Origin of the sequence: Pectobacterium sp. CHL-2024 (genome assembly GCF_044751765.1) — a bacterium.
Classification (GTDB): Bacteria; Pseudomonadota; Gammaproteobacteria; order Enterobacterales; family Enterobacteriaceae; genus Pectobacterium; species Pectobacterium brasiliense.
On record NZ_JBIXKO010000001.1, the window covers coordinates 791,269 to 816,610 of the forward strand.

Annotated in this window: 22 protein-coding genes and 1 other annotated feature; of the genes, 13 read left to right on the forward strand and 9 right to left on the reverse strand. The window is 51.7% G+C overall.

The window, feature by feature from the left end:
• Window positions 1–7 precede the first annotated feature (7 nt).
• From citC to ACIPUG_RS03555, 3 genes are all read right to left on the reverse strand, one after another.
• The gene (gene citC / locus ACIPUG_RS03545) at window positions 8–1,072 is read right to left on the reverse strand and encodes a [citrate (pro-3S)-lyase] ligase (RefSeq protein ID WP_400337317.1); all 1,065 of its coding nucleotides are present in this window, start codon (window positions 1,070–1,072) and stop codon (window positions 8–10) included.
• Between the two features lie 87 nt (window positions 1,073–1,159).
• Window positions 1,160–2,044: a fumarylacetoacetate hydrolase family protein gene (locus ACIPUG_RS03550; protein WP_203450376.1), complete on the reverse strand. Its 885-nt coding sequence runs from the start codon at window positions 2,042–2,044 to the stop codon at window positions 1,160–1,162.
• Window positions 2,045–2,159: 115 nt separating this feature from the next.
• Window positions 2,160–3,530 carry a 2-hydroxycarboxylate transporter family protein gene (locus ACIPUG_RS03555; protein ID WP_400337320.1) on the reverse strand — a complete coding sequence of 457 codons (1,371 nt, stop codon included), beginning with the start codon at window positions 3,528–3,530 and terminating at the stop codon, window positions 2,160–2,162.
• 419 nt (window positions 3,531–3,949) lie between these two features.
• Here ACIPUG_RS03555 and ACIPUG_RS03560 point away from each other — a divergent pair, with 419 nt between their 5' ends.
• The 4 genes from ACIPUG_RS03560 (at window position 3,950) to ACIPUG_RS03575 (ending at window position 11,021) form a co-directional block, all read left to right on the forward strand.
• Window positions 3,950–5,554, forward strand: a complete 1,605-nt coding sequence (locus ACIPUG_RS03560) for a sensor histidine kinase (protein WP_039286932.1) — start codon at window positions 3,950–3,952, stop codon at window positions 5,552–5,554.
• Window positions 5,555–5,645: 91 nt separating this feature from the next.
• The gene (locus tag ACIPUG_RS03565; protein ID WP_014915093.1) at window positions 5,646–6,347 is read left to right on the forward strand and encodes a response regulator; all 702 of its coding nucleotides are present in this window, start codon (window positions 5,646–5,648) and stop codon (window positions 6,345–6,347) included.
• A 452-nt stretch (window positions 6,348–6,799) separates the two neighbouring features.
• Window positions 6,800–8,734 (forward strand): methyl-accepting chemotaxis protein, encoded by a 1,935-nt coding sequence (locus ACIPUG_RS03570; RefSeq protein ID WP_400337322.1) that lies wholly within the window; start codon window positions 6,800–6,802, stop codon window positions 8,732–8,734.
• Between the two features lie 334 nt (window positions 8,735–9,068).
• On the forward strand, window positions 9,069–11,021 hold the full coding sequence (locus ACIPUG_RS03575; protein ID WP_400337324.1) for a methyl-accepting chemotaxis protein: 1,953 nt from the start codon (window positions 9,069–9,071) through the stop codon (window positions 11,019–11,021).
• Between the two features lie 102 nt (window positions 11,022–11,123).
• Here the strand turns inward: ACIPUG_RS03575 and ACIPUG_RS03580 are convergent, their stop codons facing one another.
• Complete coding sequence (locus ACIPUG_RS03580) at window positions 11,124–11,960, reverse strand: SDR family oxidoreductase (protein ID WP_400337326.1); 837 nt, start codon at window positions 11,958–11,960, stop codon at window positions 11,124–11,126.
• A gap of 280 nt (window positions 11,961–12,240) precedes the next feature.
• Here ACIPUG_RS03580 and hisL point away from each other — a divergent pair, with 280 nt between their 5' ends.
• From hisL to hisIE, 9 genes are all read left to right on the forward strand, one after another.
• On the forward strand, window positions 12,241–12,288 hold the full coding sequence (hisL, locus tag ACIPUG_RS03585) for a his operon leader peptide (RefSeq protein ID WP_106389040.1): 48 nt from the start codon (window positions 12,241–12,243) through the stop codon (window positions 12,286–12,288).
• Window positions 12,264–12,385 (forward strand) — a sequence feature (His leader region). It overlaps the preceding gene by 25 nt.
• A 49-nt stretch (window positions 12,386–12,434) precedes the next feature.
• Window positions 12,435–13,334 (forward strand): ATP phosphoribosyltransferase, encoded by a 900-nt coding sequence (gene hisG / locus ACIPUG_RS03590; protein ID WP_010277135.1) that lies wholly within the window; start codon window positions 12,435–12,437, stop codon window positions 13,332–13,334.
• 5 nt (window positions 13,335–13,339) lie between these two features.
• A complete protein-coding gene (gene hisD / locus ACIPUG_RS03595; protein ID WP_400337328.1) occupies window positions 13,340–14,668 on the forward strand; it encodes a histidinol dehydrogenase in 1,329 nt (442 codons plus the stop codon).
• Window positions 14,665–15,738: a histidinol-phosphate transaminase gene (gene hisC, locus ACIPUG_RS03600; RefSeq protein ID WP_039519201.1), complete on the forward strand. Its 1,074-nt coding sequence runs from the start codon at window positions 14,665–14,667 to the stop codon at window positions 15,736–15,738. The genes hisD and hisC overlap by 4 nt, the downstream gene beginning before the upstream one ends.
• Window positions 15,739–15,753: 15 nt before the next feature.
• A complete protein-coding gene (hisB, locus tag ACIPUG_RS03605; protein ID WP_039286954.1) occupies window positions 15,754–16,821 on the forward strand; it encodes a bifunctional histidinol-phosphatase/imidazoleglycerol-phosphate dehydratase HisB in 1,068 nt (355 codons plus the stop codon).
• Window positions 16,821–17,411 (forward strand): imidazole glycerol phosphate synthase subunit HisH, encoded by a 591-nt coding sequence (gene hisH / locus ACIPUG_RS03610; RefSeq protein WP_014915086.1) that lies wholly within the window; start codon window positions 16,821–16,823, stop codon window positions 17,409–17,411. The genes hisB and hisH overlap by 1 nt, the downstream gene beginning before the upstream one ends.
• Window positions 17,412–17,417: 6 nt before the next feature.
• A complete protein-coding gene (gene hisA, locus ACIPUG_RS03615; protein WP_039276326.1) occupies window positions 17,418–18,155 on the forward strand; it encodes a 1-(5-phosphoribosyl)-5-[(5-phosphoribosylamino)methylideneamino]imidazole-4-carboxamide isomerase in 738 nt (245 codons plus the stop codon).
• Complete coding sequence (gene hisF, locus ACIPUG_RS03620) at window positions 18,137–18,913, forward strand: imidazole glycerol phosphate synthase subunit HisF (RefSeq protein ID WP_010277156.1); 777 nt, start codon at window positions 18,137–18,139, stop codon at window positions 18,911–18,913. The genes hisA and hisF overlap by 19 nt, the downstream gene beginning before the upstream one ends.
• Window positions 18,907–19,539 carry a bifunctional phosphoribosyl-AMP cyclohydrolase/phosphoribosyl-ATP diphosphatase HisIE gene (gene hisIE, locus ACIPUG_RS03625; protein WP_400337330.1) on the forward strand — a complete coding sequence of 211 codons (633 nt, stop codon included), beginning with the start codon at window positions 18,907–18,909 and terminating at the stop codon, window positions 19,537–19,539. Before hisF ends, hisIE begins: the two co-directional genes overlap by 7 nt.
• Window positions 19,540–19,687: 148 nt before the next feature.
• On the opposite strand, the gene ihfB is transcribed toward hisIE, so the two are convergent.
• The 5 genes from ihfB to serC all read right to left on the reverse strand — a co-directional run bounded on the left by ihfB (window position 19,688) and on the right by serC (window position 25,208).
• A complete protein-coding gene (gene ihfB, locus ACIPUG_RS03630; protein ID WP_005967571.1) occupies window positions 19,688–19,972 on the reverse strand; it encodes an integration host factor subunit beta in 285 nt (94 codons plus the stop codon).
• Window positions 19,973–20,061: 89 nt separating this feature from the next.
• Window positions 20,062–21,735 (reverse strand): 30S ribosomal protein S1, encoded by a 1,674-nt coding sequence (gene rpsA / locus ACIPUG_RS03635; protein WP_010277167.1) that lies wholly within the window; start codon window positions 21,733–21,735, stop codon window positions 20,062–20,064.
• Window positions 21,736–21,851: 116 nt separating this feature from the next.
• Window positions 21,852–22,529, reverse strand: coding sequence for a (d)CMP kinase (gene cmk, locus ACIPUG_RS03640; protein WP_010277170.1), 678 nt, complete (start codon window positions 22,527–22,529; stop codon window positions 21,852–21,854).
• A gap of 222 nt (window positions 22,530–22,751) precedes the next feature.
• A complete protein-coding gene (gene aroA / locus ACIPUG_RS03645; protein WP_040043135.1) occupies window positions 22,752–24,041 on the reverse strand; it encodes a 3-phosphoshikimate 1-carboxyvinyltransferase in 1,290 nt (429 codons plus the stop codon).
• Between the two features lie 81 nt (window positions 24,042–24,122).
• On the reverse strand, window positions 24,123–25,208 hold the full coding sequence (serC, locus tag ACIPUG_RS03650; RefSeq protein ID WP_039286967.1) for a 3-phosphoserine/phosphohydroxythreonine transaminase: 1,086 nt from the start codon (window positions 25,206–25,208) through the stop codon (window positions 24,123–24,125).
• Between the last annotated feature and the right edge of the window lie 134 nt (window positions 25,209–25,342).

Here is a 25,342-nt window from a genome sequence, read left to right on the forward strand (position 1 = left end):
ATTTTAATTACGCGTATTCGGGCTCGTAATAGCGCTGTAAATGCGCAAAGGTTGAGGCTGGCACGATGTCCTGAATACGGCTGTACTGCCGAAGCTTGAGTAATTTCCTGACTTCCGAAGCGGAAATAGCCAGTCCTGAGGTTTGCCGTTTACGTTCAATTTCAACCACGCTTAGCGCCGGGGAAGACACCGTCTGGTCTTTCTCCAGCCAGTAGTGCATGTCCTGGTTGTACTGATACGTCACCGGGCAAAAGGGTTCGGTGCCGACGAAGCGCTGGGTAATACCGAGCGCCGGCGCGATATATTTCCTGAAAATGAGTAAATCCAGCGCCGCATGAGCACGGGTGATGAGTTTCTCTTCCTTCAGGAAATAGCCGGGAAAGGTCGCCTTAGAGATCATGTAGTTCGAACCGACATGTACCGTCACATTGCGGATGTGTTCCACGCCGCGCTGCACCATCTCCAGACGCTCGCTGAACGGGAAAAAGGACACGTCTTCACGCACCACGAAGACGTGCAGCCAGTCACACGACTGTGCCGCATGCTCGGCCAGATAGCGGTGACCCAGCGTGAAAGGGTTCGCGTTCATCACAATCGCGCCGATCTTTTTATCTGTCCGCGTCGCAAGCGGTTTAGGGTATGCAAAGGCCGCCAAAGACTGGCAATACTGCTGGATGCCAATCGGCGTGTTTTCCATCAGTACCGCGCTGTCCTGATAACACACCAGCGGGTAGAAGCCACATCCGCGAAAGATGTCGACATTTTCAGGTCGGGTATAGAGAAACAAGTGGAAGTGGCCGCGCTGCGCCGCCTGCTGCATGACTTCATTCACCACCTGCACGCCCAGATTGAGGTGTCTGAATTCAGGATCGACCGCAACGCACTTTATGGTGTTGGCGGCCAGCCCTGCGCAGGCAATCAGCCGCCCGCCCCGTTTGCCCACCACAACAATGTCAATATCGTCATCCATGCCGAGCTGGCAGTGTGCGAGGAACTGGCGCACCGCGTTCCTCTCTTGCTCCCGAAGGCGCACATCCAGCGTGTCAAAAAAGACGGAATCATTGGCATACATCACGGTTCTTCCTGCAACTCGAATTATTTAGGCAATCTATTGCAGGCTGCCGGTTTAGCGCCGGCAGCCTGGTACTTACATTTGCACTCAGTGCGCGACGGCTTCAGCGGCAGCCGGAACCGATTTCACCGGCGCAGCGGCATCCACGATCGTGTTACGCAACTGGCCAATGTTTTCGATTTCAACTTCAATGCAGTCACCCGCTTTCATAAACAGCGGCGGATTGCGTTTTTTACCCACGCCGCCCGGTGAACCGGTAATGATCACATCGCCAGCACTCAGTTCGGTGAAGGTGCTGATGTATTCAATCAATTCCGCCACTTTGTGGATCATGCTGCTGGTATTGTCGTCCTGCACCATGCGGCCATTCAGATAGGTGCGGATTGCCAGCACATGCGGATCGGGAATTTCATCCGTGGTGGTCAGATAGGGACCGAACGCACCGGTTTTCTGCCAGTTCTTGCCTGCGGTAAACCAGCTATGCTGCCAGTCACGCGCAGAGCCATCCATGTAGCAGCTGTAGCCTGCAACATGAGAGAGAGCGACATCCTGAGCAATATTCTGTCCACCTTTACCGATAACGACCGCCAGCTCACCTTCATAATCAAACTCGCTGGAGTAATGCGGTTTGATCACCGGCGTCGCGTGTCCGGTTTGCGAATCCGCAAAGCGCACAAATAATGTTGGCGCGGGATTCTCTTCATTAAATTCCTGACGCTTAGCGGCGTAATTCATCCCCACGCACAGGATTTTCCCTGGTGCGGTAATAACCGGTAAGAACGTCACATCCGCGACCGGAATATCCGGAGTGCACATACTGAATTCGTGTGCCACCTGTAACGCATTCTGCGCCAGCAGTGTTTTCAGATCGGGATAGCGGTGGCCAATTTTACCGCCGAGATCGATTAATCCCGTTGGCGTATAAATGCCGTAACTGTCCTTACCGTTATAACGATAGCTTGCAAGTTTCATAATATTTCCTGTGCAAAATAAGCCCACGCGCATTGGCGGTTTTTATTTCGTTAACTCAACTTATTTTTAATACAATCTTTCTTTAGCCCAGCGCCTTCTTATTTTCTGCATGGCATCAGACTAAAAAGTTGGCGAGCACCAGTAGTGAAATCGACACGTTAATCGCACCGCCGATACGCGTGGCAATCTGCGCGAATGGCATCAGCACCATACGATTACCTGCCGTCAGAATGGCGACGTCACCGGTACCGCCCTGTCCGCTCTGGCAACAGGAAATAATGGCAACATCAATCGGGTGCATACCGATTTTTCTACCCACAAAGAAACCGGTCGCGACCAGCGTCACCACGGTAGAAATAATCACCAGCAGGTTTTGAATCGTAAAAGCGTTCACCAGTTCCTGCCACGGCGTAATCGCCACGCCAACGGCAAACAGAATCGGATACGTCACAGAGGTCTGGAAGAATTTGTAAACGACCTGAGAACCTTCCAGCATTTTCGGTGAAACACCGTGAGCCAGCTTCACCAGCACCGCCGCGAACAACATGCCAACCGGTGCAGGCAGGCCAATGACTTTGTGACCAAGCATACCCACCATGTACAGCAGGATTGCCAGCAGCGCGCCAGAGGCAATCGTCGTGACGTCTGCTTTGCCGCTAAAGGCAGAAGCCGGTGCGCTGCTTGCGCCGCCACTCAGGTTATTGTCTTTATTCGGCATCAGTTCGCCTTCACCTGTCAGGTGTGGATAGCGTTTACCCAACTGATTCAGAACACCGGCAAGGATGATCGCGGTCAGGCTGCCCAACATGACGATAGGCAAGACGCGTCCCAGCGCAACACCCTGTTCCATATGCAGAATCGTGGCATAGCCGATAGACAATGGGATAGCACCTTCACCCACCCCACCCGCCATAATCGGCAGAATCAGGAAGAAGAAGATTTGGAACGGATCCAGGCCGAGCGCAATACCTACGCCCATGCCCACCAGCATGCCGGCAACTTCACCGCACAGCATAGGAAAGAAAATACGCAGGAAGCCCTGAATCAGCGTCTGCCGATTCATACTCATGATGCTGCCGACAATAATGCAGCAGATATAGAGATACAGGATGTTGGTGCTTTTATAGAACTTGGTCGTGGATTCAACGACAACGTCCGGCAGCAGGCCATAATGCACCATCGCCGAGGGGATAAAGGTCGCGCAGATTGCCGCCGCCCCCATCTTGCCGATAATCGGCAGACGTTTACCAAATTCGCCGCAGGCAAACCCGAAGAACGCCAGCGTCGCCACCATCACGACGATGTCGCTCGGCAGCTTGCCACTCAGGCAGTCGATGCCGATTAATACCCCCGCCAGCACAAAGAGTGGCACAGGGATAATACCTACTTTATAGGTATCCAGAACGTGCCACCATTTTTCCTTTAATGAGGCCTTCCCAGCCGCCTCATTATTTACCACAATATATGAATCATCAGTTGTACTCATAACTCTGTCCCCGTTTTATTTTGTCCGCGAATGATAGGGGGCGGTTAGCTATTATTATGTGATTCCCTTCAAATTAAAAAATGAGTTTTAAAGGCGTTTATGGTTTTTATGGTTTATATTAAAAAATCGTTTATTACGCAGGCAGTTAGATGATTTTACGCGCAAAATAAACTTTACGGTTTCTATGGAGTTTATGGTTTTTATTTCCTAAAAATGACTATGTTGATAAAACGTAATTAAGTTGTTTATTAAAGAAAACAGATGCGTTTAATTTTATCTATTTATTACCCTCATCATATTGGTAACAACATATTTAAACGTGTTATTGCTCACAAGTTTTTTCCTCTCAGCCCATTCTTATTACCATTCGTGATAAATTCATCAGCTATTTTTCGTTCATCAGCAGGTTACCGCACATCATGAGAGTGGGACTTTCCTTTCATATCAAATTATTTATCTATTTGATCGTCTTCTTCTCTTCATTACTTCTGATGACGGGTATTTATTATTATCACGATATCGATAAGCAGCTGTATTCCGAGCTGGGTACGCGCGCGCAGGTACAGGCCAGAGAAATCGCCATCATCCCAACACTGGTTGAATCGGTAAAAAATAGAGATATCAAACAGATATACACCCTCGCGCAGCAATTAAAACAGCGCAGCGACGCCAGCTATATCGTGATCGGCGATAATCAGGCGCGTCATCTGTTTCATTCTGAATACGCGGAAAGCGACAAGCTCGTCGGCACGCAGATGGTCGGCGGCGATAACTTCGACGTATTAGCGGGAAAAAGCGTGATCACCGTGCGCCACGGCAGCATAGGCGTCTCGCTACGCAGCAAAGCGCCAATCGTCGCTGACGGTCAGGTTATTGGTATCGTCTCCGTCGGCTATCTAAAAACCCATATCGATAATCTGACGTTCAGTAAACTGGCGCATATCCTGCTAGCGATTCTGGCGATGTTTGTCGCGCTGTTTCTCTTTTCCTGGTGGTTCTCGCGTAATCTAAAGAAACAAATGTTTGGCCTCGAACCTCTTGAGATTCGTATGCTGGTCAGGCAGCAGAAGGCGCTGCTCGAATCGATCTACGAAGGGGTGATCGCCATCGATAAGCAGCACCGCATTGCCGCCATTAACCATGCCGCCAAAGAAATCCTCGGACTGAACGAACCGTCTTACCTGTTGCGCGGCAAGCCGATTGATACCGTCATTAAGCCTGTGCCCTTTTTCTCCGGCGAGGCCATGTGGAACAGTGACACCCACGATGAAATCTGTCGTTTTAACCACGCTACCGTGATTGCCAGCCGGGTGCGGATCATGCTGGAAGATGAGCTTCAGGGCTGGGTCATCAGCTTCCGCGGTAAAAACGATATTCATACACTTAGCATGCAACTCAGTCAGGTGAAGCGTTACGCGAATAGTCTGCGCATTTTGCGCCACGAGCAGCTGAACTGGACAGCGACGCTGGCTGGGCTACTGCACCTAAAACGCTATGACGAAGCCATCAAATATATTGAAGCGCAGTCCGAAAGCGCGCAGGTGGTGCTGGATTTTGTTTCGCGCCGATTCTGTTCACCCGCGCTGTGCGGACTGCTGCTGGGCAAGTACGCGACGGCACGGGAAAAAGGCATTGAGATTGTTTTCGACCCACGCTGCCAGCTCACCCACATTCCACCCACGCTGAGCGAAACGGAACTGATGTCCATCATTGGTAATTTGCTGGATAACGCGATGGAAGCCACATTAGCCACCACCGCGCCACATTATCCTGTCGAGGTGTATATCTATAACAGCGAACAAGAGCTGGTTATTGAAGTCGCCGATCAGGGAACAGGTATCGATCCGGCCATTGCCGACAGCCTGTTTGAAATGGGCGTGACCAGCAAAACACAGGGCGATCACGGGCTGGGGCTGCATCTGGTAGCAAGCTACGTCAATCAGGCTCAGGGAATGATCGAAGTCTCGGCCAACCAGCCGAATGGCAGCATATTTTCCCTATTTATTCCGATGTCCCCCCAATAAGTTGAGCGGCGCGTAGTGAACAACGCACAGGCCGCTTGAGGTATAGCGGACACACTATTTTATAATTCAGAGACTAACAGGGATTCACACCATGCAGCACACTGAACATTTCGATGTTTTAATCGTTGAAGATGAAAGTAAGCTGGCAACTATTCATGCTGAATTTATTGAGAAACATTTCAATCTGCGTGTCGTCGGGATTGCCGCTACGCTTTTTGAAGCCAAAAAGCTCCTTCAGCAGCACAGGCCGCGCCTGATCCTGCTGGATAATTATTTACCTGACGGCGAAGGGGTTTCGCTGATTGAAAGCCAACTGCTCAAAGGGATGGACTGTTCCGTCATCTTTATTACCGCCGCCAGCGATATGAATACCTGCGCTCAGGCGATTCGCTGCGGGGCCTTTGACTACATTATCAAACCGCTCTCCTACCCACGGCTGCGCTCTTCGCTGGAGCGATTTATTCAATTCGTGAAAACGCAGCACACCTACAAAATTGTCGATCAGCAGAACGTCGATATTCTCTATCAGCTGCAATCATCCGGCACAGCCACCTCCTCGTCAGCAAAAGGTATTGAAGAGAACACGCTGGGGCTGATCAAGCAGATTTTTGCCAACGATGACGGCGAGACACTCTATTCTGTCGATGATATCGTCGAAAAAACTGGGCTCAGCAAAACGACGGCGCGCCGCTATCTGGAGTTCTGCGTTGAAAACCAGTTCCTCGACATCGAAATGCGTTACGGCAAGATTGGCCACCCACGCCGGCTGTATCGCACAAAAAACACCCACTAGATCCCGTCCCCTATCCTATGGCGGCGAGGTTAGCCGTCATAGGGCATTCGCGACGGTGTGCGATAAAAATTATGATAAAGGTCAGATAAGGTAATAACGTCATTCACAACTTGGGTACGCTTCACCCGCATTAAGTCCAAACTTAACCATTCGTTATTTTTATCCTATTTATATTTCAATACATGTCTAAGTTAACCATTTTCTTCTCTATTTTTTAAAAATTAAAAAACAATGCCGATTTTCTGCGCTTATTCTTATAACGATTAACGTAATACAGATTGGTAATTCAACCGGTGCCTGCTGTGCAGTTGTCCAACAATAAGAGAGAAGCCTCACAAATTATTATTAGTTTCTTCACTCACACTAAAAAAAACCACTATAAATCCGATAAACACCATGGATCATATCGTTATTAACACCCGACACCAGTAATTCATCCCCGGAGAGACGTCATGTTCTTAGCCAAAAAAATCAGAAATCTTAAAATATCCCAAAAGCTGTATCTTGGGTTTGGGGTGATCCTGCTACTGGTCATCATTGCATCGCTACTGAGCGCAGGTCGCTTCAGAGAAATTCGTGATATTTATGAGAAAACCAACCTTATTTACAACATCAACATCGAAGTCTTTCAGGCCAAAATAAACCGCCTGAAGTATTTTTATTCGTATGAAGAGAAGTCGCGTGAAACCATGGCGGGCTTCGTTAAACATGCTTCAGAGTTAACCACTGAAGCGAAAACGCTCTCATGGAGTCCGGAAGGCGCTCCCCTCGTCAACGAGCTCGGTCAGAACCTGACCGAATTCCAGAACGCGATCACCGAGATGGGGAAAGCCACGCAACGCGTGGTAGAAAATCGCGACAAAATCAGCACCGCCAACGGGCAAAACATTACCGCGGATTTTTACGCCAAATTGCGCCAGCAGCCTGCTGATAGCGCAACGCAATATCAGGCTGAAGATTTGGCAACGCAGGTTTCAGAACTCAAGCAGTTATCCTATGAGTTGCAGCTTAAGCAAAATGCCGATGCGGCGAAGAAGCTCGATGAGGCTTTTGGTCGCTTTGACAGCAGCTACCAGGCCGCCACTGCGGCACTGACGCCTGAACAGCAGGTCGCCGCAGAGGGGCTGCGAAGCTATGTCACCAGCTATAAAAAGCTCAATGCTGACTACTTCCAGAGCGTCAACAATCTGAAAAAAGCCGAAGACGGCGTAAAGGTCGGCGGGGATAAAAGCAGCGCCTCTATTAAAGCACTTATCGCTATCGTCAAAGAGAAGAATGACGCACTGGCATACGGTTCCGCTACCATCACGATGATCATTGGCCTCATCGCCGTCGTGATCGGCATTATCATTTCGCTGCTGATTACCCGCCAAATCACCCGCCCCGTGATTCATAACCTTTCTCTGGCGGAAAAAATCGCCGCAGGCGATCTGACGTCAACGATCGTGGCTGACCGCGATGATGAGCTGGGTCAGCTAACGGCCGCTATGGGGAGAATGAACGAAAAACTGCGCCATATGATCAGCGATGTGCGTGACAGCGTGGATAGCGTGTCCACCTCTGCCGCCAAGATTGCCGCGGGTAACAGCGACCTCTCCTCACGCACCGAGCAGCAGTCTGCCGCCGTGGTAGAAACCGCCGCCAGCATGGAAGAACTGACGTCAACCGTGAAAAACAACGCCGAAAACGCCAAACAAGCGAGCCAAATCAGTACCGAAGCCTCGCAAAATGCGCACAAAGGCGGCGAAGTGGTACGGGATGTAGTGGATACAATGTCAGGCATTTCAGACAGCTCACGGAAGATTGCCGACATCACCGCCGTTATCAACAGTATTGCTTTCCAGACCAATATTCTGGCGCTGAACGCCGCGGTAGAGGCCGCACGCGCCGGTGAGCAAGGTCGCGGATTCGCCGTGGTTGCCAGCGAGGTGCGGACGCTTTCTCAACGCACATCGCAAGCGGCAAAAGAAATCGCCAGCCTGATATCTGAATCGGTGTCGCGTATTAATGTGGGAACACAACTGGTGGCCAATGCGGGAACGGCGATGGATCAGATTGTCTCCTCTGTCTCGCGGGTTAACGACATCATGGGGGAAATTGCCTCCGCCTCCGATGAGCAAAGCCGCGGCATTGAGCAAATTTCCCGCGCCATCAGCGAACTGGATACCACCACACAGCAGAATGCCGCGTTGGTGATGGAATCCTCGATCTCCGCTAACTCGCTGGAAGAACAGTCTGCGATACTGGAAAGTATGGTAGCGAACTTCCGCCTGTCCGATCATGAGGGGCGCAAACCCAAAGCCAATCTCTCCGGTTTGCCGCCACAGCAGAAACGCCTGCCGCCTGCATCAAAACAATCGCAGGATTCAGGCTGGACCACCTTCTAGCATTCGCTCCTTCAGCCCTGATATGAGGTCAGGGCTGAATTCAACGATAAATAAATCGTTAAATAATCAGTAAGCTACGTTATTTTGGATGTATTCCCATAAAACACTATGCATTTGCACAGCCCGCCTTGATAGCCATCACAAAATGTTATTATCCCCTACTTCGGCACTAACATCGCGATAAGAAAGCCCGATAACTCATAGTAGTTATAAATGAAACAGCAGTTAGAAATGAAATCGTGCTTAGAAACGGCATTGTCGTTAACAGTAAAATAATAGTTAGCAATAAAACCGTGGTCATTATTACTAAAATCGTCCTACATGGAGAGTTATAATGCAGAATCTTGCCAGTCGAATCCGTAACACAAAAATCGCACATAAACTGTATGCGGGATTTGGCATTATTTTATTACTCGTTATTGTTGCCTCATCGCTTAGTACCAAAAGATTTAAAGACATCAAAGATATCTATGAGAAAACCAATCTTATTTACAGCATCAATATTGAGGTGTTTCAGGCAAAAATAAATCGTGTTAAATATTTCTACGCCCCTGATGAGAAGACAAAAGATATTCTGGCGAAATTCGTTAAAAGCGCGACAGACTTAACAGACAGTGCAAAAACGCTGGCCTGGAGCGCCGATGAGTTAGGCCACATCAACAGCTTAAAAGAAAATTTAGAGGGCTTTCAGACATCGGTATCCGCAATGTCTGTTGCAACACAAAAAGCGGTTGCTATTCAGGAGAAAATGAATCAACTCCATGCACAAGCCACGCTGGAACCTGTTGCACAGACTATTCATAGCACCAGTTCATTCCCCGATAACGATGCTTATTACGCGATTAGCAGACTGGCATTCTTGTTAAGTGAAGTGCAAAAGCTGAGTTATGAGCTGCAAATAACAAAAGATGAGAAAACAGTCACTGCGCTGAATAACCGTTATGCGGAAATGGAATCCGCCTATCAGGCCTTACCGATTTTACCTGCCGACCTGAAAAATCAGGCTGACGCGTTACGCAATTACATCAAGCAATATCAACAGATTAATGCAGACTATTACACCGCTTTCGATGACGTGAAAAAAGCAGAGTATTTGGTCATGAGAGCTGGAACGAAAAGCAGCGCAGACATCAACGCGCTGACGGCCATTATCAAAGCGAAAAACGATGAACTGGCCTATCACTCCGCTACCGTTACCATGATTATCGGTCTCATCGCCGTGATTATCGGTATCATCATTTCGATCTACATCACCCGGATTATCACCAGACCCATCATCCATAACCTGTCGCTGGCGGAACGTATTGCCAGTGGCGATCTCACCACCTCGATTCAGACCGATCGCCATGATGAACTGGGGCGGCTTACCCACGCAATGGGGACGATGAATGAACAGCTGCGCCATGTTATCTCCGAAGTGCGGGACAGCGTCGGTAGCGTCAGCCAGTCGGCAAGCAAAATTGCCACAGGCAATAGCGATCTGTCATCACGCACCGAGCAACAGTCGGCAGCCGTAGTTGAAACCGCGGCGAGCATGGAAGAGTTGACGTCAACGGTGAAAAACAACGCCGACAACGCCAAACATGCCAGTCAGATCGCTGCCGATGCCTCCAAGAATGCGCTGAAAGGCGGCGAGGTCGTGAAACAGGTTGTGACGACCATGGACAATATCGCGGCCAGTTCCAAAAAAATCGCCGATATCACTACCGTCATCAATAGCATTGCTTTCCAGACCAACATTCTGGCGCTGAACGCTGCGGTAGAAGCCGCCCGTGCCGGTGAACAAGGGCGTGGTTTTGCCGTGGTCGCAGGCGAAGTACGCAGTTTATCGCAGCGCAGTTCTCAGGCCGCCAAAGACATCGAGTCCCTGATCGCAGAGTCCGTCGAGCGTACCAATGCGGGGAGTCATCTTGTGGCGGTTGCGGGAGAAACCATGGAGCAAATCGTCGATTCCGTTTCCCGCGTGAACGACATCATGGGGGAAATTTCCTCCGCCTCTGAAGAACAGAGCCGGGGAATTGGACAAATCGCACAGGCGATCAGTGAACTGGACACCACGACGCAGCAGAACGCCTCGCTGGTAATGGAATCCTCCATTTCCGCCAACTCACTGGAAGAACAGGCCGTGCTGTTAGAGAAGTTGCTTGAGCACTTCCGCGTGTCCCAATCTGACAACCGCGCTGGCTCACGTACGTCATCCTCTACGCCACGACACGCGCTGCAAAAACGCGTGTCAACGGCAGATAAGAAAGCCACATCGTCAGAAAGCGACTGGACGTCGTTTTAACGCTTCACGCCCGGATGGCCTCATGCGCATCCGGGCGTATCAGAAACCCTGCCGCGGTATCAAAAATCGTGGCAAACAAACCAGCACGCATTGCGGTTAGCGCTATACCCCTTCGTTCAACGGCATCGTTGAAGGATTAGGGTACTGATACTCAAACCCGAGTTCATGGCAGATACGCTGCCCATCAACAATCTTCCCCTGATCGCTGTCGGTTACAGGAGCAAACTGCGGCGGAGACAGATGCAATCTGCGCGCCTGTTCAGGATAAAAATCCTGTTTGGCCGGATGTTCTGGCGCACATAGATTATAGATATGCCCACCGTTCGGAAGCTTAAGCAGCAGCAGGATCGCCGCCAGCACATCTTCCTGATGCACCAGATTCACACCCTGGTTACCGCGCGGTAGATTGGTTTTACCGGCAAGGAAACGCCCGGGATGGCGTTCACCGCCGACCAGCCCCGCAAGACGCAAGATATCCACCGAAGTATCAGGTAGATGCTGCAACCATTGTTCGAGGGACACCAGCGTTTTCCCTGCGACCGTCGTCGGCTGTAGCGGCGAGTTTTCTCTTGCTGTACCGCTGCTATCGCCATAAACCGAGGTTGAACTGGTGAAGATAATACGCGGGACATGAAACACGCGCGCCATATTCACCAGTTGCTGTACCGCTTGCGCATACCCTTCGCCCCCTTCCGCCGTTCGACTGGCGGGCAATGTCACGATCAGCACGTCAACCTGTAATAGCGCGTTAAGCTCGTCTGCGTCACATTCCAGCTCCGGCGTCAGAGCCAGTTGATAGCACTCAATGCCGCTCATACGCGCTGCTTCCACGCCATCCTGAGTGGTTTTCGTCCCTGTCACGTGGTAACCGTGTCCATTCAGCGCCAGAGCCAGCGGCATACCCAGCCAGCCCAATCCAACAATCGATACTTTTTTCATCAGCCGTTCTCCCCTGCAAGGAGCCTGTTATCAACACGACACATGTTTACAGAGTAAACGGCTTTTACGCTCATCGCTACGGCTGCCTGTCCGATTTCAGCAGCGCTTTCTGTCTATCATGGGCTGATATCTCGTGCAATTAGGCAGACGCATCACGCAACCAAAACGAACTTCCCACATCTGCTAAAAAAATGTTGCACAACAACCCGAACATGGTTTAGGTTATTCGACAGAAATCATTATTAATTTAATAAATACTGACACAACAAAGAGACACTTTATGACACGCGTTCTGTTTAACCACCATCATCACCATCATCCTGATTAGTCTTTCGGGCAGTTGGTGCTGGAAGACGTTAAGATCTTCCAGTGGCGCAGAACACAAAGAGAGCCCTCGGAAGATCATCTTCCGAGGGTTTTTTTATGCTCGCTCTATTTCCAAAAATTTAAATTTGACAGGTTAATGAGGTTTCCATGCTGGATAAAACACGTTTACGGATAGCAATGCAGAAGTCAGGCCGCCTGAGCGACGATTCACGCGAACTGCTGGCACGTTGCGGGATCAAAATCAACTTACAGCAACAGCGCCTGATCGCGTTCGCAGAAAACATGCCGATTGATATCCTGCGCGTACGCGATGACGATATCCCCGGTCTGGTCATGGATGGTGTTGTCGATCTGGGCATCATCGGCGAAAACGTGCTGGAAGAAGAGCTGTTAAACCGTCGTGCACAGGGCGAAGATCCGCGTTATTTCACGCTGCGCCGTCTGGATTTCGGCGGCTGCCGCCTGTCGCTGGCGATGCCGCTGGATGAAGCCTACACCGGTCCTGAATGTCTGCAAAACAAACGTATCGCCACCTCTTATCCTCACCTGCTCAAACAATATCTCGACAGACAATCTGTCAATTTCAAATCCTGTCTGCTCAACGGTTCCGTCGAAGTGGCTCCGCGCGCCGGTTTGGCCGATGCAATCTGCGATCTGGTATCAACCGGTGCCACGCTGGAAGCCAATGGCCTGCGCGAAGTCGAAGTGATTTACCGTTCCAAAGCCTGCCTGATTCAACGCGACGGCGAGATGCCAGAAGAGAAACAGCTGCTGATCGATAAACTGCTGACCCGTATGCAAGGCGTGATTCAGGCGCGTGAATCGAAATACATCATGCTGCACGCGCCTAGCGAACGTCTGGAAGAAGTTATCGCCCTGTTGCCTGGTGCCGAACGCCCAACCATTCTGCCGCTGGCTGGCGATCAAAGCCGCGTTGCCATGCACATGGTCAGCAGCGAAACGCTGTTCTGGGAAACGATGGAAAAGCTGAAATCATTGGGTGCCAGCTCTATTCTGGTCCTGCCTATTGAAAAAATGATGGAGTGATGACGATGGCTGATAACACCAATAGCACTGGCAGCTTCAGCACGCTCGTTGACTGGCAGCGCTGTTCAGCAGAAGAGCAGCGTCAGTTACTCACTCGTCCGGCAATTTCTGCGTCAGACCGCATTACCGCCATCGTGAGCGGTATTCTGGCAAACGTGAAAAGCCGTGGTGATGGCGCGTTACGCGACTACAGCGCGCAGTTCGATAAAGTTCAGGTGAATGCGATTCGCGTCACCGAGGCTGAGATCGCCGCCGCCTCCGCTCGTCTGGGCGATGACGTCAAACAGGCGATGGCGATCGCCGTGCGTAATATCGAGACATTCCACAACGCGCAAAAACTGCCGATTGTCGATATTGAAACGCAGCCGGGCGTGCGTTGCCAGCAGCTCACTCGCCCTATCGCAACCGTCGGGCTGTATATTCCCGGGGGCTCTGCCCCGCTGCCGTCAACCGTGCTGATGCTGGGAACGCCTTCCCGCATCGCTGGCTGTGGTCACGTCGTGCTGTGTTCACCGCCGCCGATTGCCGATGAAATTCTGTATGCCGCACAGCTGTGTGGCATTAAAGAAGTCTTTCAGCTCGGTGGCGCGCAAGCGATTGCTGCGATGGCATTTGGCACCGAGAGCGTGCCGAAAGTGGATAAGATTTTTGGCCCCGGCAACGCCTATGTGACGGAAGCCAAGCGTCAGGTTAGCCAGCAGCTTGATGGCGCGGCCATTGATATGCCCGCTGGGCCATCCGAAGTTCTGGTGATCGCCGACAGCGGCGCGACGCCCGCGTTTGTCGCCTCCGACCTGTTATCACAGGCAGAGCACGGCCCCGACTCACAGGTCATTCTGCTCACGCCAGACGCAGCAATGGCCAAAGCCGTGGCAGACGCCGTTGAAGAGCAGCTCACGCAGCTGTCCCGTGCGGACATCGCGCGTCAGGCACTTGCCAGCAGCCGCGTCATCGTCGCGCGTGATTTAGCGCAGTGCGTTGAAATCAGCAATCAATATGGCCCAGAGCACCTGATCATTCAGACGCGTAACGCCGAGTCACTGGTTGATAGCATCACCAGCGCGGGTTCAGTCTTCCTTGGCGACTGGTCGCCGGAATCCGCTGGCGACTACGCCTCCGGTACTAATCACGTTCTGCCGACCTATGGCTATACCTCAACTTATTCGAGCCTGGGTCTGGCCGATTTCCAGAAGCGTATGACCGTACAGCAGCTCACGCCGCAGGGGTTACTGCAACTGGCACCGACCATAGAAATATTGGCACAGGCCGAACAGCTGACCGCCCACAAAAACGCCGTTACCCTGCGTGTTGCAGCACTGAAGGAGCAAGCATGAGCAGCATTGAAGAACTGGCACGTGCCAACGTCCGTGCGTTGACCCCCTACCAATCTGCCCGTCGTCTGGGCGGTAACGGCGATGTCTGGTTGAATGCCAATGAATATCCTGAAGCACCAGAGTTTCAGTTAACGCTGCAAACGCTGAACCGCTACCCCGAGTGTCAGCCGGTCACGGTGATCAACCGTTACGCTGAATATGCTGGCGTAACGCCGGAGCAGGTTCTGGTCAGCCGCGGTGCCGACGAAGGTATCGAGCTGCTGATCCGCGCGTTCTGCGAACCGGGGAAAGATGCCATCCTGTTCTGTCCGCCAACCTACGGCATGTACGCCGTCAGCGCTGAGACGTTTGGCGTCGAACGTCGCACCGTAGCCAGTAAATCAGACTGGCAGTTGGATCTCGATGCGATTGAAGCACAGTTGGACGGTACGAAGGTCATTTACGTGTGTAGCCCAAATAACCCAACCGGCAACCTGATTGCACGGGAGGATTTACGTCAGTTGCTCACGCTGGCACAGGGCAAAGCGTTGGTCGTTATCGATGAGGCCTACATCGAATTCTGTCCGCAGGCGTCCACCGCAGTCTGGCTAAGTGAGTTTCCTCATTTGGTGATTCTGCGTACTTTGTCCAAAGCCTTTTCACTCGCGGGACTGCGCTGTGGCTTCACGCTGGCGAACCCTGAAGTGATTCAGCTTCTGCTGAAAGTCATTGCCCCTTATCCGCTGTCTACCCCAGTGGCAGATATCGCCGCGCAGGCGCTGAGTCACGAAGGGATCGCAAGAATGAAGGCGAATGTTGAGGAAATTACCTCCGCTCGCCGCTGGCTGAGCGATGCCTTAAAAGACATTCCCTGCATTGAAGAAATCTTCCCCAGCGAGAGTAACTATTTGCTGGTGCGCTTTACCGCTTCCCCTTCTGTATTTAAAACGCTGTGGGATCAGGGCATTATTCTGCGTGACCAAAATAAGCAACCGAGCCTCGCAGGCTGTTTGCGCATTACTATCGGCAACCGCTACGAATGTGAACGCGTTGTTGCTGCATTACAATCATTGCCGGGCATCAACGCTTAATTTTAAGGAGCTCACGTGGGCCAGAAATACCTCTTTATCGACCGTGACGGAACATTGATTGCTGAACCGCCTGAGGATTTTCAGGTTGACCGTCTGGATAAACTGGCGCTGGAACCAGATGTCATCCCTTCGCTGCTGGCACTGCAAAAAGCGGGCTATACGCTGGTGATGATCACCAATCAGGATGGTTTGGGAACCGATAGTTTTCCGCAGGAAACCTTCGATCCACCGCATAACCTGATGATGCAGATTCTGACATCGCAGGGCATCCAGTTTGAGCAAGTGTTGATTTGCCCGCATCTGCCGGCGGATAACTGCACCTGCCGCAAGCCCAAGACTGAACTGGTCACTGCCTATTTGAATAGTGGCCTGATGGATGTGGCGAATAGCTACGTCATCGGCGATCGCCAGACCGATATTCAACTGGCACAGAATATGGGCATCACCGGCCTGCTCTACCAACGCGGTGGACTGAACTGGCAAGCCATTACCAACCAGCTGACCAAGCGTGACCGTCATGCACACGTCAACCGCGTCACGCGTGAAACCGCGATTGATGTGAACGTCTGGCTGGATCAGGAAGGCGGCAGCAAAATCAACACTGGCGTCGGCTTCTTCGATCACATGTTGGATCAAATCGCCACCCACGGCGGGTTCCGCATGAATATTGAAGTGAAAGGCGACCTGTACATTGACGATCACCACACGGTGGAAGATACCGGTCTGGCACTGGGCGAAGCCCTGAACAAAGCGCTGGGCGACAAACGCGGCATTGGCCGTTTTGGCTTCGTCCTACCGATGGATGAGTGTCTGGCACGCTGTGCGCTGGATATTTCAGGCCGTCCGCATCTGGAATACAAAGCGGAATTCAGCTACCAGCGCGTCGGCGATCTGAGTACGGAAATGGTCGAACACTTCTTCCGCTCGCTGTCTTATTCCATGGCCTGTACGCTGCATCTGAAAACCAAAGGGCGCAACGATCATCACCGTGTGGAAAGCCTGTTTAAAGTCTTCGGACGCACGCTGCGTCAGGCCATTCGCGTCGAGGGTGACACGCTGCCGAGCTCGAAAGGAGTGCTCTGATGAAGGTCGTCATTCTTGATACTGGCTGCGCTAACCTCTCTTCGGTGACCTACGCCGTGCAGCGGTTGGGGTATACGCCCGTTGTGAGCCGTGAGGCCGAGATTGTCCTGCAAGCGGACAAGCTGTTTCTGCCGGGTGTTGGCACCGCGCAGGCCGCGATGAATCAACTGGAAGAGCGCGACCTGATTGCGTTGATCAAGGCCTGTACCCAACCCGTTCTCGGTATTTGCCTCGGCATGCAGTTGCTGGGCACAAACAGCGACGAAAACGGTGGCATCCCCACGCTGGGGATTGTCGACACGCCAGTGAAAAAGATGGTTGACCACGGTTTACCGCTGCCGCATATGGGCTGGAATCAGGTCATTCCGAAGGCCGGACATCGTTTGTTCCGCGATATCGATGACGGTGCCTATTTCTATTTCGTTCACAGCTATGCCATGCCGGTCTGCGAAAACACGATTGCACAGGCCAACTATGGCGAAGCCTTCACCGCCGCGCTGGAAAAAGATAACTTCTTTGGCGTGCAGTTCCACCCTGAGCGTTCGGGTGCTGCGGGCGCGCAGCTGCTGAAAAACTTTCTGGAGATGTAGAACGTCATGATTATTCCCGCTTTAGATCTGATTGATGGACAGGTTGTCCGTCTGCATCAGGGTGATTATGGCCAACAGCGCCAGTATGGTAGCGATCCGCTTCCCCGCTTGCAGGATTACCAGCAACAAGGGGCTGGCGTGCTGCATTTGGTGGATTTGACCGGTGCAAAAGATCCTTCTGCCCGCCAAATCCCCTTGTTAACCACGCTGTTGGCAGGCGTTAGCGTACCGGTTCAAATCGGTGGCGGTATCCGCACCGAACAGGACGTGGAAGCGTTATTAAAAGCCGGTGCCAGCCGTGTCGTCATCGGCTCCACCGCGGTTAAGCAGCCGGAACTCGTTCAGCAATGGTTCACCCGTTACGGCGCAGAAGCACTGGTACTGGCACTGGACGTGCGTATCGACGCCAACGGCACGAAGTTCGTCGCCATCAGCGGCTGGCAGGAAAATTCAGACGCCACGCTTGAACAGGTCGTCGAACAATATCTGCCGTTCGGTCTGAAACATGTATTGTGCACCGACATTTCTCGTGACGGTACGCTGAGCGGTTCCAACGTCGAGCTCTATCGTGAAATCTGTCAGCGCTATCCACAGATTGCCTTTCAGGCATCCGGCGGCATCGGTAATCTGACGGATATCGCCAATTTACGCGGCAGCGGTGTGCAGGGCGTGATCGTGGGTCGTGCGCTGTTGGAAGGTAAATTCAACGTCGCGGAGGCTATTTCATGCTGGCAAAACGGATAATTCCCTGTCTGGACGTGCGTAACGGTCAGGTCGTCAAAGGCGTACAGTTCCGCAACCACGAAATCATCGGCGACATCGTCCCACTGGCGCAGCGCTACGCGCAGGAAGGGGCCGATGAGTTAGTCTTTTATGATATCACCGCCTCTTCCGATGGTCGTGTGGTCGATAAAAGTTGGGTATCCCGTGTCGCAGAAGTGATTGATATTCCTTTCTGCGTGGCGGGCGGCATTAAAAGCGTGGAAGAAGCGGGTCAAATCCTCTCTTTCGGCGCGGATAAAATCTCCATCAACTCACCGGCACTGGCCGACCCTGAGCTGATTACTCGCCTGGCCGATCGTTATGGCGTGCAGTGCATCGTCGTCGGGATTGATACTTGGCACGATGCTGCGACGGGCCGCTACCATGTCAATCAGTACACCGGCGATGAAGCGCGCACCAAAGTCACCACCTGGGAAACGCTGGATTGGGTAGAAGAAGTGCAAAAGCGCGGCGCGGGTGAGATTGTCCTGAACATGATGAATCAGGACGGCGTGCGCAACGGCTACGATTTACACCAGTTAAATCTGGTGCGTGATGTCTGTCATGTCCCGCTTATTGCTTCCGGCGGCGCAGGCACCATGGAACATTTTCTGGATGCATTCCAAACCGCCCACGTTGATGGCGCGCTGGCAGCATCGGTGTTTCACAAGCAAATTATTAATATTGGCGAACTGAAACAATATCTTAAGCAACAGGGTGTGGAGATTCGAGTGTGTTAAGCGAAGCAGTTTTTCTAAACGACGAACAACGAAACCAGCTCGATTGGGAAAAAACGGACGGTATGCTGCCAGTTGTCGTGCAACATGCCGTCTCCGGTGAAGTGTTGATGCTGGGCTACATGAATCAGGATGCCTTAACGGCCACGGAAGAAAGCGGAAAGGTCACGTTTTTCTCACGAACCAAGCAGCGGTTGTGGACGAAAGGCGAATCTTCCGGCCATTTCCTGAATGTTGTCTCTATCACACCAGACTGCGATAACGACACGCTGCTGATTCTGGTTAACCCAATCGGGCCAACCTGTCACCTTGGCACTAGCAGCTGTTTCTCACCTGCTGCCAGCGACTGGACGTTCCTCTATCAGTTAGAGCAACTGCTGGCCGAGCGTAAACATGCTGACCCGGATAGCTCTTACACGGCGCGTCTGTATGCCAGCGGCACCAAGCGCATTGCGCAGAAAGTCGGTGAGGAAGGATTGGAAGCCGCACTAGCCGCTACGGTACACGATCGCGAAGAACTGACCAACGAAGCCGCAGATTTAATGTACCATCTGCTGGTACTGTTGCAGGATCAGGATTTAGATCTGGCGACCATCATCAATCGCCTCAAAGCGCGTCACAATAAGTAAGCATTTCCCCGCGTTATCAGTCATTGATAACGCGGGATGATATATCCGATGCGTCATAACGACGGAAGTGCAGAGAAGATGATGGTTATAAATGTAAAAAAGCACCCGAGGTGGGTGCTTTTATAAGGCTGGTATTTAAGACTAACGATTAGCCGTAAATATTAGCGCGGTCGCGGAGTTCCTTGCCCGGTTTAAAGTGAGGGACGTACTTACCTTCCAGCTCAACTTTGTCACCCGTTTTCGGATTACGACCTACACGCGGTGCACGGTAGTGAAGTGAAAAACTGCCAAACCCACGGATTTCAATACGGTCGCCTTCGGCTAGCGTAGAAGCCATTTGTTCGAGCATTTCTTTCACTGCATCCTCAACCACTTTGGCTGGGATATGAGATTGCTGTCCAGCAAGCCTTTCAATAAGTTCAGACTTGGTCATAGCTCCTCCAAGTGCGGTTATCAATAACCAGGATAACTGACTACCGTTACAAGAATGAGCAACTTACGTTGCTCATTCCACCGTAGTGATTACTCGCCTTTAGCTGCTTTGAACGCTTCTGCCATCGCGCTGGAGAAATTGTTTTCTTCCGGCTTGTTGTTAACAGTTGCGATTGCATCTTTCTCGTCAGCTTCGTCTTTCGCACGAACAGACAGGCTAACAACGCGGTTTTTACGATCAACACCGGTGTATTTCGCTTCAACGCTGTCGCCAACGCTCAGTACCAGAGTTGCATCTTCAACACGGTCACGTGAAGCGTCAGAAGCACGCAGATAGCCTTCAACACCGTCTGCTAATTCAACTGTAGCACCTTTGGCGTCAACTGCTGTAACTTTACCAGTAACAATAGCACCTTTCTTGTTAACAGACAGGTAGTTATTGAACGGGTCTTCAGCCAGTTGTTTCACGCCCAGGGAGATACGCTCGCGCTCTGCGTCAACCTGCAGAACAACAGCGGCGATTTCATCGCCTTTCTTGAATTCGCGAACGGCTTCTTCGCCAGCCACGTTCCAGGAGATGTCGGACAGGTGCACCAGACCGTCGATGCCGCCATCCAGACCGATGAAGATACCAAAGTCAGTGATAGACTTGATTTTACCTTCAACGCGGTCGCCCTTGTTGTGGGTTTCTGCGAACAGCTGCCATGGGTTGGATTTACACTGTTTCAGGCCCAGAGAGATACGACGACGTTCTTCGTCGATATCCAGAACCATCACTTCCACTACATCACCAACGTTAACAACTTTGGATGGGTGGATGTTTTTGTTGGTCCAATCCATTTCAGAAACGTGTACCAGACCTTCAACGCCTTCTTCGATTTCAACGAAGCAGCCGTAGTCAGTCAGGTTGGTCACGCGGCCAGTCAGACGCGTGCTTTCTGGGTAACGCTTAGCGATAGCGACCCATGGATCTTCGCCCAGCTGTTTCAGACCCAGAGATACACGAGTACGCTCGCGGTCGAACTTCAGCACTTTAACAGTGATTTCGTCGCCCACATTGACGATTTCGCTTGGGTGTTTAACACGTTTCCAAGCCATATCAGTGATATGCAGCAGGCCATCAACGCCGCCCAGATCAACGAATGCACCGTAGTCAGTAAGGTTCTTAACGATACCTTTAACTTCCATGCCTTCCTGCAGGTTTTCCAGCAGTTGATCGCGCTCAGCGCTGTTTTCAGATTCGATAACTGCACGGCGGGAAACAACAACGTTGTTGCGTTTCTGATCCAGCTTGATAACTTTGAACTCAAGCTCTTTGCCTTCCAGATGCAGCGTATCGCGAACCGGACGAACGTCTACCAGAGAACCTGGCAGGAACGCACGAATGCCGTTCAGCTCAACAGTGAAACCGCCTTTAACTTTACCGTTGATAATACCGGTAACAGTTGCAGCTTCTTCGTAGGCTTTTTCCAGCGTCAGCCATGCTTCATGACGTTTAGCTTTTTCGCGAGAAAGCAGCGTTTCACCGAAGCCATCTTCGATAGCGTCCAGAGCAACGTCAACTTCATCACCAACCTGAATTTCCAGTTCGCCCTGTGCGTTCTTGAATTGCTCTACCGGAATGGCAGATTCAGATTTCAGACCGGCGTCAACCAGTACGACATCTTTATCAATAGCAACAACAACACCACGTACGATGGAACCAGGACGGGTTTCGATTTCTTTCAGGGATTCTTCAAAGAGTTGAGCAAAAGATTCAGTCATGTTTGATAATCTTAAGGGTTTCAATTTAACGTCCATCTGGCATCCTGCTCGATGGGGTTGTTTAACATGCCCCGCTGTGCATCCTTACAGCGAGGTAAAAATTCAGTTTTCTGTGATTACGCTAAAATTTCGCGGGCATAAGCCAACGCGCGCGCTATCACTTCATCGATTGTCATTTCCGTTGAATCCAGCACCAACGCATCGGCAGCAGGCACTAACGGCGCAACGGGGCGGCTGCGATCGCGCTCATCCCGTTCTTTTATCTCAGACAAAAGACGTTCAAAGTTAACATTAAAGCCCTTCCCCTGCAACTGTAGCATGCGACGTTGTGCACGTTCTTCCGCACTGGCATCCAAAAAAATCTTCACTGGAGCATCAGGAAAAACGACCGTTCCCATATCTCGGCCATCAGCAATCAACCCCGGAGCCTCGCGAAATGCGCGCTGCCGACGTAATAATGCTTCACGAACACGAGGAAAAGCCGCGGCCTGAGACGCCGTGTTGCCTACCGCTTCGGTACGAATTTCATGGCTAACGTCTTCACCTTCCAGGATGACTTTGAGTTGCCCGTCTTCTGCAACAAAGCGCACATCAAGATGAGAGGCTAGCGGAACCAGCGCGTCTTCCGAGCCGATATCCACATGGTGGTGCAATGCCGCCAGAGCCAAAACACGATAGATAGCCCCCGAGTCCAGCAGGTTCCATTGTAAAGCCTCAGCCAATGCCTTACACAAAGTACCTTTGCCTGCGCCGCTCGGTCCGTCAACCGTAATTACCGGTGCCATCACCGTCATTTCTCTCTCCTTTAATACTGGGAAGTTCCGCTTATGCCGTTTTATGGCATCACGGAACCTCATTATACGCATCAATACAGAGAAAGGTTACCCCTATGCCGGAATGGCAGGAAAAATAAGGCATTCTCTGAACGAGATACGCAATTTCAGAAGAAAATCTGAGCGTAGCTTGGGGAAAATCGATAGAGAAAAAAGGCACGGAATCCGTGCCTTAGAGAGGAATCAAGCCAGCTCGCTGAGACGTGCCAGTTGTTCAAAGTAGTCAGGGAAGGTTTTAGCCGTACATTTCGGATCCAGAATCGTAACTGGCGTATCCGATAGCGCCACCAGCGAGAAACACATCGCCATACGGTGATCGTTGTACGTGCCGATTTCTGCCACTTTCAGCTTGGTCGGCGGCGTAATGCGAATGTAGTCATTACCCTCTTCCACTTCCGCACCCACTTTGCGCAGTTCAATCGCCATTGCCGCCAGACGATCGGTTTCTTTCACACGCCAGTTGTAGATATTACGCAGCGTAGTGGTGCCACCTTGAGCGAAAAGCGCCGCCGTTGCGATAGTCATCGCAGCATCAGGAATGTGATTCATATCCATGTCGATCGCGTGCAGTTCACCGCGTTCGCATTCAATATAATCCTCCCCCCAGCGCACGGTTGCACCCATTTTTTCCAGCACATCGGCAAAGCGAATGTCGCCCTGTACGCTATTACGGCCTACGCCGGTCACGCGCACAACACCGCCTTTAATCGCCGCAGCGGCCAGGAAATAAGAAGCCGATGATGCATCGCCTTCCACCAGATAATCACCCGGTGAACGATACTGCTGGCGACCCGTCACGAAAAATCGTTGATAGTTCTCGTTACGCACTTCAATACCAAACGCTTTCATCATATGCAGCGTGATATCGATATACGGTTTGGAAACCAGATCACCCTGAATGCTGATTTGCGTATCCTGCGCGGCCAGAGGCGCCGTCATCAACAGTGCCGTCAGGAACTGGCTTGATACGCTACCATCTACGCTGATTTCGCCGCCCTGAAAACCACCGTGCAGACGAAGCGGTGGGTAATTTTCCTGTTCCAGATAGTCAATTTTCGCCCCGCCCTGACGCAGTGCATCGACCAAATGCCCGATTGGGCGCTCTTTCATCCGCGGTTCGCCTGTCAGCACAATATCGCCATCGGTCAGACACAGCGCGGCAGCCAGTGGACGCATCGCGGTACCGGCATTTCCTAAAAACAGCTCCAGCGGTTGCGATGCCGTAAACGCACCACCCAAACCGGTAATCTCACACACCGTCCGGTCAGACGACAGGTGGTAGTCCACTCCCAACGCCGTTAGAGCGGTAAGCATATGGCGGACATCGTCACTGTCTAACAGGTTAGTCAGTCGGGTCTTTCCTCCAGCCAAGGCTGCCAGCAACAGCGCACGGTTAGAGACGCTTTTTGAACCAGGAAGGTTAAGGGTACCGTTAATCAGTTTGATGGGTTGTAGCGTCAGGGATTCCTGCATGTAAAGCCTATTCTTTCAACGTGGACATAAAAACCCCGGAAGGTCCGGGGCTTAACAAAATGTATCGAGGGGCGGTCTTAATCAACCGTGGCGACGAGCGAAGTCAGCCATAAATTCCGTCAGCGCTTTCACGCCTTCCAACGGCATCGCATTGTAGATAGAGGCACGCATGCCGCCTACTACGCGATGGCCTTTCAGCGCGTGCAGACCTGCAGCGACTGATTCTTCCAGGAAGACTTTATCCAGCGCAGAATCCGCCAGCAGGAATGGCACATTCATGCGAGAACGGTTCGCTACCGCGACGTCATTACGATAGAAATCGTTACCGTCAATCGCGCTATACAGCAGGTCGGCCTTCTCCTGGTTACGTTTTTCCATTTCAGCCAGACCGCCGTACTCTTTCAGCCATTTGAAGACCATACCGGACAGGTACCAGGCAAAGGTCGGTGGCGTGTTAAACATGGAGTCATTGTCCGCCAGAACCTGGTAATCCAGAATCGATGGCAGCTCACGGCGCGCCTTGCCCAGCAAATCTTCACGCACGATAACCAGCGTCAGGCCGGCAGGGCCGATATTTTTCTGCGCACCGGCATAGATCACGCCGTAACGGCTGACATCAATACGGCGAGACAGGATGCTGGAAGAATAGTCGGCGACCACGATTTTATCGCCAAAGTCCGGCTCTTCTTCGATCGCAATACCGTCGATGGTTTCATTCGGGCAGTAATGCACAAACGCCGCGTCATCAGACAATTTCCATTCACGCATCGGCTTAATGCCGCGCAGTTCGCCCACGCGCGTTTTCACGTCAATCACGTTAGGCGTACAGTATTTTTCTGCTTCATTGATTGCGCTGTGCGCCCAATATCCGCCGTCGATGTAGTCGGCCGTTGAGCGTTCGCCCAGAAGATTTAATGGCACAGCGGCGAATTGCGCACGAGCACCGCCGTGGCAAAAGAGCACTTTGTAGTTGGAGGGGATTTTCAGCAAATCACGCAGATCCTGTTCGGATTCAGCGGCAACCTGCATAAACTCTTTACTGCGGTGGCTGATTTCCATAACCGATGTGCCCAGGCCATTCCAATTACACAATTCCTGTTCAGCACGACGCAGTACTTCAACCGGCAGCATTGCTGGACCGGCGCTAAAATTAAAAATCTGAGTCATTTCCCCTCACCACACCTGAAAAATAGCGGCTCTTTTTATCACCGTTGTTACAAATACCATTTTTATAAACCTGACGGTTATAAAAATACCGCTGTTACAAGATAGTAGTTATAACGGAACGACCGCTATAACCA

Bases quoted from the DNA above. Each gene is read 5' to 3' on its own strand.
- ACIPUG_RS03560 (WP_039286932.1), top strand. From the start codon at position 3,950: ATGAGAGTGGGACTTTCCTTTCATATCAAATTATTTATCTATTTGATC.
- ACIPUG_RS03580 (WP_400337326.1), bottom strand. From the start codon at position 11,960: ATGAAAAAAGTATCGATTGTTGGATTGGGCTGGCTGGGTATGCCGCTG.
- ACIPUG_RS03565 (WP_014915093.1), top strand. From the start codon at position 5,646: ATGCAGCACACTGAACATTTCGATGTTTTAATCGTTGAAGATGAAAGT.
- ACIPUG_RS03550 (WP_203450376.1), bottom strand. From the start codon at position 2,044: ATGAAACTTGCAAGCTATCGTTATAACGGTAAGGACAGTTACGGCATT.
- rpsA (WP_010277167.1), bottom strand. From the start codon at position 21,735: ATGACTGAATCTTTTGCTCAACTCTTTGAAGAATCCCTGAAAGAAATC.
- aroA (WP_040043135.1), bottom strand. From the start codon at position 24,041: ATGCAGGAATCCCTGACGCTACAACCCATCAAACTGATTAACGGTACC.
- ACIPUG_RS03570 (WP_400337322.1), top strand. From the start codon at position 6,800: ATGTTCTTAGCCAAAAAAATCAGAAATCTTAAAATATCCCAAAAGCTG.
- hisG (WP_010277135.1), top strand. From the start codon at position 12,435: ATGCTGGATAAAACACGTTTACGGATAGCAATGCAGAAGTCAGGCCGC.
- hisH (WP_014915086.1), top strand. From the start codon at position 16,821: ATGAAGGTCGTCATTCTTGATACTGGCTGCGCTAACCTCTCTTCGGTG.
- citC (WP_400337317.1), bottom strand. From the start codon at position 1,072: ATGTATGCCAATGATTCCGTCTTTTTTGACACGCTGGATGTGCGCCTT.
- hisF (WP_010277156.1), top strand. From the start codon at position 18,137: ATGCTGGCAAAACGGATAATTCCCTGTCTGGACGTGCGTAACGGTCAG.
- hisC (WP_039519201.1), top strand. From the start codon at position 14,665: ATGAGCAGCATTGAAGAACTGGCACGTGCCAACGTCCGTGCGTTGACC.
- ACIPUG_RS03575 (WP_400337324.1), top strand. From the start codon at position 9,069: ATGCAGAATCTTGCCAGTCGAATCCGTAACACAAAAATCGCACATAAA.
- ihfB (WP_005967571.1), bottom strand. From the start codon at position 19,972: ATGACCAAGTCTGAACTTATTGAAAGGCTTGCTGGACAGCAATCTCAT.
- serC (WP_039286967.1), bottom strand. From the start codon at position 25,208: ATGACTCAGATTTTTAATTTTAGCGCCGGTCCAGCAATGCTGCCGGTT.
- cmk (WP_010277170.1), bottom strand. From the start codon at position 22,529: ATGACGGTGATGGCACCGGTAATTACGGTTGACGGACCGAGCGGCGCA.
- hisA (WP_039276326.1), top strand. From the start codon at position 17,418: ATGATTATTCCCGCTTTAGATCTGATTGATGGACAGGTTGTCCGTCTG.
- hisD (WP_400337328.1), top strand. From the start codon at position 13,340: ATGGCTGATAACACCAATAGCACTGGCAGCTTCAGCACGCTCGTTGAC.
- ACIPUG_RS03555 (WP_400337320.1), bottom strand. From the start codon at position 3,530: ATGAGTACAACTGATGATTCATATATTGTGGTAAATAATGAGGCGGCT.